The 11829-nt window shown below is 74.3% G+C and carries 2 protein-coding genes; both read right to left on the bottom strand.

Features of this window, described 5'->3' with window-relative positions:
- Nucleotide 1: 1 nt before the first annotated feature.
- Nucleotides 2–481 (bottom strand): DUF6301 family protein, encoded by a 480-nt coding sequence (locus tag BJ971_RS22600; RefSeq protein WP_184995230.1) that lies wholly within the window; start codon nucleotides 479–481, stop codon nucleotides 2–4.
- 19 nt (nucleotides 482–500) lie between these two features.
- On the bottom strand, nucleotides 501–11810 hold the full coding sequence (locus BJ971_RS22605; RefSeq protein WP_184995231.1) for a LamG-like jellyroll fold domain-containing protein: 11310 nt from the start codon (nucleotides 11808–11810) through the stop codon (nucleotides 501–503).
- Nucleotides 11811–11829: the final 19 nt, after the last annotated feature.

Here is an 11829-nt window from a genome sequence, read left to right on the forward strand (position 1 = left end):
CTCACTCCCGCGGGCAGGGCGGGGCGCACACCACCAGCAGCCGGAACGGCAGCTCCTTGCCCTCGTGCACCTGAGTGATCATGATGCGGGCGGTGTCCCGCGGCCACACGGTCGCCCAGCCGGCGTTCTGGTCGGACGGGAAGCCGTCGTTGCCGAAGCCGTCGTTGAACGACGGCTTGCCCAGCACCGGCTCGGCCGCCTCGGCCGCCTCCTCCCACAGCCGGTAGTACTCGTCGATCAGGTCGTCCTGGTACTCGTCGTCCGGGTCCGGCCAGGAGGCGGCGAGGGTGACCTCGGCCCGCACGACGCGGTCGCCGTCGGCGTAGGTGTCCAGGCTGCGGTCGCCGAGCCGGTACGTGCACCGGGAGCCGGCCGCCCCGGCCGGTGCCCAGCCCGCGCCGGCCAGCGCGGACCGCACGCCGTCCGGTGTCCACGTCCACTCGATCTCCGCCAGCCGCCGCAGCAGCTCCGTCACGTCCACGGTCTCCACCACCTCCGGGTCACATCCCGTTGCCCGGGACAACATAGACGCGCAGGGTGCCGTTCTGAACGGCCTGTGGAAACTTGCTCTCGAACAGCGCCTGGAACATCGCCCGGCCCTCCTCGTTGGAGACCGCGTACCGCACGCCCTTGCCGCCGATCGCCTCGTTGAGCTGGAGCAGCCGGCTGGCCTGGTCGACGTACTTCGGCTCGTCGTACCAGGCGTGGTTCGGGTTGTAGTTCGAGGAGCCCCACTGCTTCTCGTTGCCGGTCCACTTCGCCTCGACGATGTAGCCGGCGCGGCGCCCGTCCACCTGCACCTTGCGGCCGGTGCTGAGCTTCCACGACTCCTCGTAGTTACGGCCGGTGACGTGCTTCTGGTACTTCTTCCAGGGGTTGTCGAGGTTCGGCAGCTTGCGGTTCTTGTACTGGGTGGCGGTGATGCCCGGGTTCTTCGCGGCGGTGCCGAGCGGGTCGATCAGCGAGACCGGGTTGTTGCCGACGTACGCGTACTGGTTGATCTGGCCCGACTCGAAGCCCAGCGGGTCGCGGCTGATGAAGCGGTGCAGCGCCGGGTCGTAGTACCGGGCCCGGTGGTAGTAGAGGCCGGTGCCGTCGTCCTCCCGCCCGGTGTACCGCAGCGTGTTGCCGCCGTCGGTGCCGGCGGCGGCGGTCTGGCCGAACGGGTCGTAGGAGTACCGCGCGACCAGCGCGCCGGACTCGTCGCCCAGGGCGATGACGCTGCCCAGCGCGTCGGTCAGGAGGCCGGTGACGGTGCCCGCGTCGGCGACCCGCGCCCGGTACTGGTCCGTGCCGGTCGCCACCAGGTTCGAGCCGGTGCCGCCCACCGTCTCGCGGACCGGGTTCGCGCCGTCGTAGGTGTAGCCGCGGGTGGCCCCGCCGACGACCGCGGTGGTGCGGTTGCCCTCGCCGTCGTAGGTGAACGACGCCGCCAGCCCGGTCCGGGAGCTCGCGCTCAGCTCGCCGCGCGCGTTCCAGGTGTACGAGCTGGTGCCGTCGGCGGTGAGGTTGCCGTCGTCGTCGTAGGCGAGTGCGCGCCCGGGCAGGGTCTTGAGCTGGTCGGCGTCGTCGTAGGTCGCCGGCCCGAACGCCGCCGGGATGCTGAGTTGCGCCAGGTCCCCGCCGAAGCGGGCCCGTTGACCGTCCTCGTCGTACCCGTAGTTGAGGTAGCCCAGCAGCCGCTCGCCGTGCCGGTAGCTGATCGTGGTGATCTCGCCGGTCCGGTCGTACGCGTAGGTCTGGTGGTAGTCGCCGCGGCGCACGTCGGCGGGGCGGCCCACCTCGTCGTAGACGGTGGCGGTCAGGACCCGACCGTCCTGCTCCACGCTGGTCAGCCGGTCGGCGTCGTCGTAGCCGTACCGCAGGGCGGGCTGGCCGCCGGCCTGGAGGGAGAGCGGCCGGTCGGCCAGGTCGTAGTCGTAGGTGACGACGCCGTTCGGCTGGCTCACCGTGCGGATCCGGTCGTGGTCGTCCGGGGTGTACGTGGTGGTCAGCACCGGCTTGCCGGTGGTCGCGTCGGTCACCGTGCGGATCCGGTCGCCCGCGTCGTAGCCGGTCGTGACCGTGCTCTCGACGGTGCTGCCGGACACCCCGTACCGCGACACCGTGCCGCGGTCGAGGTCGTCGAACTCGAACGTGCTGACCTTGCCGCGCCGGCTGGTGTACTTCACGACGTTGCCGTTGCCGTCGTAGTCGTACGACTCGACCTTGCCGAGCGGGTCGGTGACCGTCTTGACCCGGTCGGCGTTGTCGAAGGTGAACGTCGTGGCGTGGTTGCGGGCGTCCCGGACCGTGCGCCGGTTGCCGTTGCCGTCGTACTCGTACGACGTGCTGCGCTCCAGCGGGTCGATCTGCTCGAGCACACGGCCGAGCGCGTCGTAGCGGGTCGTCGTGGTGGCGCCGCCCGGCGCCACCAGCCGGGTGACCCGGCCGAGCTGGTCGGTGCCGGTCGACGAGGTGCGGCCGGCGGGGTCGGTGACCGTGGCCGGCTCGCCCAGCTCGTACGTGACCGTCGTGGTCCGGCCGAGGTCGTCCGTAGTCGTCAGGTTCTGCCCGGCGTCGTTGACCGTGTGCCGCACGGTCCGGCCGCTCGGGTCGGTCCGGGCGGTCAGGGCGCCGCGCGCGTCGTAGGTGTAGCGGGTCACCTTGCCCAGCGGGTTGGTGACCGAGTCGAGCTGCCGGAACGGCCCGCCGTAGGTGTAGCGGGTGACCCGCGGCAACGCCGTGCCGGCCAGCTCCGTGATCGTGGTGGGGTTGCCGGCGACGTCGTACTCGTACTCCGTGCGCCGCCCGAGCTGGTCTATCACCGCGCGCGGCAGCGGGCTGCCCGGGTCACGCTCGACGGAGACGGTCTGCGCGAGCGCGGTGCCGTCGGCCGCGGTGTCGGTCACGACCTGCCCGGCGCCGTCGAAGGTGACCCTGCGGACGTGCCCGCGCGGGTCGGTGACCCGGGTCGTGGTGACCTTGCCGTCGGTGCCGGTGGTGTAGTCGAACTGCCAGGTGGCGAGCGTGCCGTCCTGCTGGGTCCGTACCCGCCCGGCGCTGTCGTACGTGTTGGTGTTGTAGACGATGTTGCGCGGGTCGCGGATGCTCTTGAGCCGGCCCGCCTCCCACGTGTACGTGGTCACGCCGCCCGCCGGGTTGGTGACCGTCCACAGGTAGCCGTCGGCGGTGTACGTGTAGTCGACGCCCCGGCCGGAGTTGTCCTCGGCCCGGGTCACCCGCTGCTGCGCGTCGTAGGTCAGCTTGATCCACTTGCCGTTGGGCGAGGTGATCTGGGTGATCCGGCCGCTGGACCGGACGGTGCCGTTGGCGTCCGGCGGCATCGGCGCGCGGGTGATGGTCGTGGTGTTGCCGTACTTGTCGCGGATCGCCTGAAGCGGCGCCTCGTCGCCGATCTGGATCACCGTGCCGTCGACGAGGGTCACGTCCCAGCCGTTGCCGTTCCAGGCCAGGGTCGCGCCGTGGTACTCGGTCGGCGTCGGATCGGCCAGGAAGATGGCGCTCTCGTAGCTGGCGTTGCCGCTGCCCGGGCTGATCCGGCGGAAGTGCACCCGCGCGCCGTCGACCAGGATCAGGTCCGCCTCGCGGTACTCGAGCATCGCGCTCGACCACGGGTACAGGTTGTAGTTGAAGTTCATGCCGATGCCGAAGGCCCGGGTCTCCGGATCGCCCTGCTGGTAGGTCCGGGTCAGCTTCAGCGGGACGACGTCGTCGATCTCGAGGTCGGTGGTCTGGTCGACCATCAGGCCGGTGGCCAGGTCGACCGGGTCACCGGAGCGGGCGCCGCCGCCGGTGGACGGGAACTTCGGCGGCGGGTTGTAGCCGGGCACCACGGTCATCGCGCCGGTGAAGCGGTAGACCTTGGTGTCGGCGTCCGGCGTGACCTGCCGGCCGTCGGCGGTGACCGTGCCCTTGCCGTAGACGTGCCAGCCGGCGCCCTCCGGGTCGTACGACCAGAAGTTCATCCGGGTGCCGGGCGCCTGGTGGGTGTAGTTCGGGTAGACGAGCTGGACGCCGGCCGGGAAGACGGACCCGCCGCCGGGCTGGATCGTGAAGTAGACCGGTACGTTCGACTCCGGCAGCGGGAACGGCGGCCGGTCGACCGGGATGGCCGTCAGGTTGAGCTCACGGGCGACCTTGCCGTCGCCGTCGCGCACGATCGTGCCGGCCGGCACGTGCACCTCGAGGCCAGGGATCGCCGAGGTCGTGAGCACGACCTCCTTGTCCGTCGGCGTCCGGAGACTGACGGTCGCCGCCGGGTCGAGGGCCTGCATCCAGATCGTGTACGGCAGCGCGAGCGTCGTGCCCTCGCCGATGTCGACCCCGATGTCGAAGACGCCGTACGCGGCCGCGCGGGTGCTCGCCGTCCGGCCGTCGACCCGCAGCACCCGGTGCCCGGGCGTCACGCCGGCGAGCAGGAAGCGGCCGTGCGCGTCGGTGCGGCCGCGTACCGCGCCGACGCCGACCGCGACGTTGCCCAGCTCCCGGCCGTCGACCGTGCGGACCTGACCGGCCAGCGCGGTCACACCCTTGGGCGCCTGCGAGAGGCCGCCCGGTGCCGCCGCCGGGCCGTACCCGGTGGTCCAGCCCTTGCCGGCGAAGTTGTCGGCGCCGGGGCGCCACCCGCCGGCCGGCCGCGCCGGTGTGGCGCGCCCGCCGTCCTTCGGCGCCGCGGCGGCCGAGACCTGCGGGCAGGCCGCCCAGCCCACCACCGGCGAGCCTGCGGTCGGCACCAGCGCGGGCGGCGGTCCGGATTTCTGTGCCGCGGCCGGCGCGCAGGCCGCGGCGGTGGTCACCGGTGCGGGCCGCGGCTTGAGCGCCGACATCAGGTCCGCCGCCGCGTACCGGACGAGCTCGGTGCCGGTGGGCGCCGCCGCGGCGGCGAGGGTGGTCGCGGCGATCGTGATCTGGCCGACGCCCGCGTTGTACGGATCCAGCACCACCGCGTAGTCGCCGCTCGCGACGAACGCCGGCAGGTCGACGGTCTGCCCCGCGGTCCGGATCCGGTCGCTCAGGAACGTGCTGCCGTCCGGCGCCAGCACCCGCAGCGTGACCCATGTGTTGTTCAGCGTGCCGTCCGAGAGCGCCAGCCGCGCGCGCTGCCCGGTGGTGCCGGCCAGCGTCAGCCGGGCGTCCTGTCCCGGCCGGGCGAAGGACACCGGCACGCCCGCGCCGCCGACGGTCAGCGCCCCGGCGGCGACCTCCTCGGAGAGGGTCACGTCGAGCGGGCCGGTCCGGCCCTGGTACGGGTCGAGGACGACCTGGTAGACGCCGGTCGCGGGCAACGCGCCGAGATCCTTGTCGTCCAGGGTGTACACCGAGGAGGCGGAGCCGAGCTGGGTGCCGTCGGGCTTGAGCACGGTGGCGTACACGAACTCCAGGCCCGCGCCCGCGCCGGTGAAGCCCAGGCTGAGCCGCTGACCGGCGGTGGCGGAGAAGCGCAGGCGGGCGTTCTGGCCGACCGCGCCGAAGTCCAGGTGGGTGGCCGGCGTGTCGGTGCCGGCCTCCCCGGCGGGAATCTCGGCCGACAGCGCCAGGGTGAGGTCGCCGGTCGCCGCGCGGTCCGGATCGAGGAACACCTCGTGGGTGCCGGTGTCGAGCAGCGGCGGCAGGTCGACGTTGTCCAGGGCGGTCCAGAGGCCGAGCCGTCCCGCCGTGCCCGGCCGGCTCACCTCGGTACGCAGGTACGCCTCGAGGGTCTTGCCGCCGAAGCCGAGGCTCAGCCGCTGACCGGCGGTGCCGTCGAAGCGCAGCCGGATGTTCTGTCCGGGCCGGGTCAGCGAGACGGGTACCGGTGCGCCGATCGCCAGCGCGCCGGCGTCCAGGTCCGCCGAGAGCCACACGGTCAGCGCGCCGGCCCGCGGCGCGGAGAGCACCAGCTCGTGCCGTCCGGCGGCGGTCAGCGCCGGCAGGTCGCTCTCCTCGCCACCGCCCAGGCTCTGCTCCCGGCCGCTCGGATCGACGAGGCCGATCAGGGGGTAGGTCAGGCCGCTGATGCCGGTGAAGCCGAGGCCGAGCCGCTGCCCGGCCGTGCCGTCGAAGCCGAGCCGCACGGCCTGGCCGGGACGCGCCAGGGTGACACCGACGGACGCGCCGCCGACCGCGATGGCGCCGCCGTCGACCTGCTCGGAGAGCCACATGGTGGCGGAGCCGACGCTGAGGTCCCGGGTGCCCACCACGACGCGCCAGGTGCCGGGCCAGGGCGTGGTGAACGAGCCGGTGGCGCCGGGGTCGAAGACCGTCCAGTTCAGGTGCTCGGTGCCGTACGGCGTGTAGAGCCGGATCACCCCGTAGGCGGAGCTGGGGAACGTCCAGTCGGTGAACGCGAAGCTGAACCGCTGGTTCTCGGCGGCGGTGAAGGTGAACTCGCCGTGCCGGCCGACCCGGTCCAGCGGCATCGGCGTGCCCGCGCCGGTCGTGCTCAGCTCGCCGGTGACCTGCGTGGACAGGGTCACGGTCAGCGATCCGGCCGCGGTGCCGTCGGGGTCGACCGCGATCGAGTAGGTGCCCGCCGTCGGCAGTGGCGGCAGCGCGAAGCTCTGGTTGCCGTTCAGCGGCCGTGGCTTGTCGTACTGCCCGGCGGCGAAGGTCTGCCCGTACGGCGTGTGCAGCGCGACCTTTGCGGTGCCCACCGTGTTGCCGCTGAACGCGAGGCTGAGCTTCTGCCCCGCCGTGCCGCTGAAGCGCAGCACCGCCGTCCGGCCGCCCGGCACGGCCGTGGTCACGCCCGCGCCGCCGACCGTCACCCGGCCGCCGTCGACAAGGGTCTCGGCCGGCACACCGGGCGGCGGTACCAGGTAGTCCGCGACCGTGGTGGCGAGCCCGCCGGCGGTGCGCACGGAGACCGGCCCGGCCGTGACCGCGTCCGGCACCAGCACGGTGAGGCTGGTCCGGGAGGCGGCCGTGACCCGGGCGCGGGTGCGGTTGAACGCCACCGTGTTGCCGGCGGTCTCGGGCGCGAAGCCGGTTCCGGTGATCGTCACGCTGGTGCCGGCCGGGCCCGACGCCGGGCTGAACCCGGTGACGGCCGGCTTCGCGGCGTCGACGGCCACCGTGAACGGCGCGGGGCCGTCGGCCGTGGCGCCGCCGGCGCGGCTCACCCGTACCGTGCCGGTCGTGGCGGCGTCCGGCACGGTGACGACGAGCTTGACCGACGTGGCCTCGACCACCGAGGCGGTGACCCCGTTGACGGTGACGGTGTCGGACGCCGAGAACCCGGTGCCGTGCACGCTCAGCCGCGTGCCGGGCGCGCCGCGCACCGGGATCGTGCTGAGCACGGAGAGCTGCGTCGACGGGTAGCGCCGCACGGCCGTGAGGTTGCCGGTCCGGTCGTAGTCGTACGCGGCCGTGTCGCCGCGCGGGTCGACGGCGCCGACCAGCTGCCCGGCCGCGTCGTGCACCAGCTCGTACGGCAGCGGCGGGCCGACGACGAAGCTGTAGGTCGCGGGCTCGGACCAGTGCCCGGCCCGGTCCTTGGCCCGCACGGTGAGGGTGCGCGCGCCCGCGGCGGGGCTCAGCAGCACGGTCCGGGCGCCGGTAGCGGCGACCTCGACGGCCGCCGCGTCGGTGTCGAGCCGGTAGTCGAAGCCGGCCAGGTCGGTGGTGCCGTCCGCCGGGGTCAGCGTGAACCGGCCCGGGATGCCCTCGTTGCCGTGCGCCGTACCGTCGGCCGGGAAGTCCTCCGAGGACACCACCGGCGGCTGCGGCCCGCTGGTGTCCACGGTGAACTCGCACCACGGCGACCAGGGGCCGGCACCGGTCTCGTCGGCGCCGCGGGCGCGCCAGGAGTACGCCGTGCCGTCGGCGAGCTGCCCGGCCGGCACGGTGACCGACGCCGTGTACGACGCCCAGTCGGTCACCGATGCCTCGCCGGCCTTGTCCCCGCCGACCACCCACCACTCGAACGTCGTGGTGATCCGGTCCCAGTCGGGGTCGTCGGCGAGCGCTTGCAGCTGCGGCGTCGCCGTGGTCAGGTAGGGCCGGTCCGCGCCGGTGGCGCAGCTCGTGGCGGGGACGGTGGCGAGGTCGACCGGCATGTCCGGCACCCCGGTGGTGCCGACCCGGAACCGGTAGGTGGCCGGCGCCGACAGCTCGCCAGTCGCCGAGCGGGCCCGCACCGTGAGGGTCCGCGTCCCGTTGCGGTCGGGCGTGACCGTCACCTTCGCCGCGCCGGTCGCGCCCGGCGCCTCGGCGGCGGCCTGCCCGTCGAGCTGATAGGTGTAGCTCACCGGCCGGGCCAGCTCGCCGATCTCGGCGTCGCCGAGCCGCCGGGTCCAGGCCACCACGTCGTCGATCTGGCCGGGCCAGTACTCGGCTCCCGCGCCGTTGATCAACCCGCGGCCGATCTGGAACGGCATCTCGATGTCGCGCAGCGGCGTGGTGTAGAACGCGGTGCCCTCCAGCCGGCCGTTGACGTACAGCCGGAGCTGCTTGCGGGCGGAGTCGTGCACGCCGACCAGGTGCGTCCAGACGCCCGCCTGCGGTACCGAGGTCGACAGCGCCTTGGCCACCGGCGCGTTCGTGGTGTTCGTCGCCGGCTGGATCAGCGCCCACCGGTTGTCGGTCTTGGAGTAGCCGAGCCGGAAGATGCTCTGCACGGTCGAGTGCTGGCTCAGCGCGGTGGCGGCCGCGCCGAGCCCGGTCGGCTTCACCCAGGCGCCGACGGTGAAGTCCTCGCCCGGGCTGATGACCCGGGAGTCGGTGCTCGCGTACGCGCCGGTGCCGTTCAGGCTCAGCGCGGAGCCGGTCGGCCCGCCCGCCCAGCCCGCGCCGCCGTTCAGCGTGGTCGTGACCACGCTGCCGGACTCGTTGTCGGCGGTGCTGCCGCTGCCCTTGTTGAAGCTGACCCGCAGCGCGGCCTGCGACTCGTCGACGGCCTGGCCGAACGTGAAGGCGCCGGGCTGGCCGGCGGTGCCGTGCCGCTGATCGCCCTCGGGATAGTCCGGCGAGGACACCGCGGGCGGGTTGGGCACGGGCGCGTCGACGGTGAACTCGCACGGCGCCGAGCGCGGCGTGTTCTCCCAGTTCTCCCCGACGCCGGAGAAGTCGACCCACCACCGGTACGAGGACCTGTTCGCGAGCTTGCCCGACGGCACCTGCCACGACACCTTGGGTCCCTGGCCGTACCCGGATCCGGAGAGGGAGCCGCCCGGCGCCGACAGCGGCTCGACGGCGAAGCCGGCGTTGTAGTAGCGGTCGGCCGTGCCCAGCGTCCCGGACAGGGTCGGGGTGGTGGTCCGCAGCACGGGCCGGCCGGGGCCGGTGACACACGGCAGGGCCGGTTCCATCGACGCCGCCGGCGGCTGGGCCGCGGACGCGTTGTTCACGTGGAACGACGCCTCCGCCGGTTCGGAGCGCAGGCCGGCGCGGTTGCGCGCCCACACGGTCAGCGTGCGGTCGCCGCGCTCCGGCAGCGTCAGCTCGAGGCGGGTCGTGCCGCGGGCGGGCACCACCGTCGGCGCGGCGGCGCCGTCCAGCTGGTACTCGTAACCGGCCTCGCCGGCGTAGTGCGCCACCGAGTCGAAGTTGAGGAACCAGTTGTACGCCCGGACGTCGTCGATCGCGCCCGACCACCAGTCGGCGGCCGCGCCGGCCCGCTTGCCCCGGCCGACGACGAACGCCTCGCGGGCGGGCCACGGCGTGGTGAACGCGGCCGTCGCCACCTGCAGGCCGTCGACGTACAGCACGATCCGCCCGTTCAGCGGGTCGTAGGCGCCGGCGACGTGCGTCCACACGTTGGTCCGCGCCTCGGCCACGGAGGTGGCCGAGGTGGTGGTGGCGGTGTCGGTGTCGGCCGAGGTGCGGCTGAACACCCAGCGCTTGGTGGCGCCCGCGTACTGGAGGGCGAACGCGTTGCCGCGGGTGCCCTCCTGCGCCAGCACCGTGCGGTTGCCGGTCGTGCCCGTCGGCACCTTGACCCAGGCCATCACGGTGAAGCCCTCGTCGACCGGCAGCACCGGGTCGGTCGTCGTGGCGTACTGGCTGGTGCCGTTGAAGTTCAGATAGGAGCCGGCCGCGTCCGCGGCCCAGGTCGCGCCGCTGACGGCCAGCGGGCTGCGCCCCAGGAAGGCGGTGTCGGCCGCGGCCTGGCCCGTGCCGTCGTTCAGCGGCCAGTGCGCCAGCAGGTAACGGTCGTCAGTCCAGCTCGCCGGGAAGAGGTTCACCCCGGCGGGCCGGCCCGCCCAGGCGTCGTAGTCGGCCAGCCAGGGATACGGCTGGCCGGGCGCCTCCACCCGCACGGTGAACTCGCAGAAGCTCGACCAGGCGGAGGTCAGCGTGCCGTCGGTGGCCCGGACCCGCCACTTGTAGTTGCCGTTGTCGGCCAGCGCGCCGTCCGGCACCGCGGTCGCGGCGATCTTGCCAGTGGTGAGCCCGCCGACCGTCGCCGAGCCGAGCGCGGCGGTGCCGGTGACCGCCCACCATTCGATGGTCGCGGAGAGCGTGCCGCCGTCGGCGTCGGTGATCACGGCGCGCAGCTCGGGGGCGGCGGTGTCGATCACCGGGCGGCCGGTCCCGGTGGTGCAGGCCTCGTCCGGGACCATGGTGCGGGCGCCGACCACCGGCGCGACGGCCGCGATGGAGAGCACCAGCGCCGGGTTGTTGTCGAACTCGGCGAACGCCGCCGGGTCCTGCTCGCGCGGCGAACGCAGGCCAAGCGTCAGCGCCGTCCGGGACGCCGCGGCCGCCTTCGCCGCGCCGGTGGCGTCCAGTTCGATCACGCAGCCGGCTGCGGGGTCCGGCGCGGCGCTGCCCTGCCGTCCGGCCCAGCGGGGCTGGTCGGCCCAGGTCTGGCCGTACCGCAGCGGGCCGGCGGCCCAGAGCTCGACCGGCACCGCGGCGCACCCGGCGCCCTCGGCCGGCGCGACGCGCAGCCGGCCGGAGACCACGTTGCGGCCCGCGACCGCCGAGTGCGCCAGGTCGGCGCCGAAGACCGACCGGTACACACCCGTGCCCGCCGCGGGGCTGCCGGCCCGGGCCGGGCCGGGCGCGTTCCACCGGGCGGTGTCCGGGCTGGACGAGTCCAGCTCGCTCCAGGCGCTGCTGCCCAGGGTGAGGCTCAGCTGTTCGCCCGGCGCGGCGACGAGGTCGCGCCCCAGCACGCTCGCGCCGAGGCCGTGCAGGACCGGCTCGCCGGAGCCGTCGACGATCCGGATGTCGCCGTGCTCGCCCGCTCGGGCCGTGAGGCCCGTGCCGGTGGTACGCAGGCGCAGCTCCCCCGCCGCGTCGGCGCGCACCCGGACGCCGTCCACATCGGCCCGGACCACCAGGTCGACGCCGGGACGCACGTTCTCGTACGTCGCCGTGTCGCCGGAGAGCACCGGCCGGGGCAGGCGGCCGAACGGCGAGCCGATGCTGAACCGCGCCGCGCCGCGCCGCAGCACGACAAGCGGGCCCGTGCCGCCTTCGGAGAACGTCACGTCGGCGGCCGCGGCGCGCGGGCCGACCCGGCCGCCGGGTGCGCGGCGCAGCGTCGTGTCGACGTCCACCCAGGCCTCGCCCCGGCGCACGCGCACCGGCCGGTACCGGTGTTCCCAGGTGATCGTGCCGTCGGGCTCGGCCCAGGCGCGGTCCGTCCCGGTGGTCAGGTCCGTGATCTCGACCGTCCGCCGGCATTCCCGGGCGGCCTTGACGGCGGCGGCCTCGTCGGGCCGCGGCGACGCGCAGGCCCGCTGGTCGAGCGGCGGCTGCGCCAGCGCCGGCGGCGCCACGACGCCGGCGAGGGCGGCCGTCGCCCCCAGCAGCACCGCGGTGAGGCCGGCGACCCGGCGGCGGGCACGAAGCGACTGTGTGAAACTCCGACGCGCCATCGACGCATCCTTCCCCCGT

The organism is Amorphoplanes digitatis, assembly GCF_014205335.1.
GTDB classification, from domain to species: Bacteria; Actinomycetota; Actinomycetes; order Mycobacteriales; family Micromonosporaceae; genus Actinoplanes; species Actinoplanes digitatus.

Bases quoted from the DNA above. Each gene is read 5' to 3' on its own strand.
- BJ971_RS22605 (WP_184995231.1), bottom strand. From the start codon at position 11,810: ATGGCGCGTCGGAGTTTCACACAGTCGCTTCGTGCCCGCCGCCGGGTC.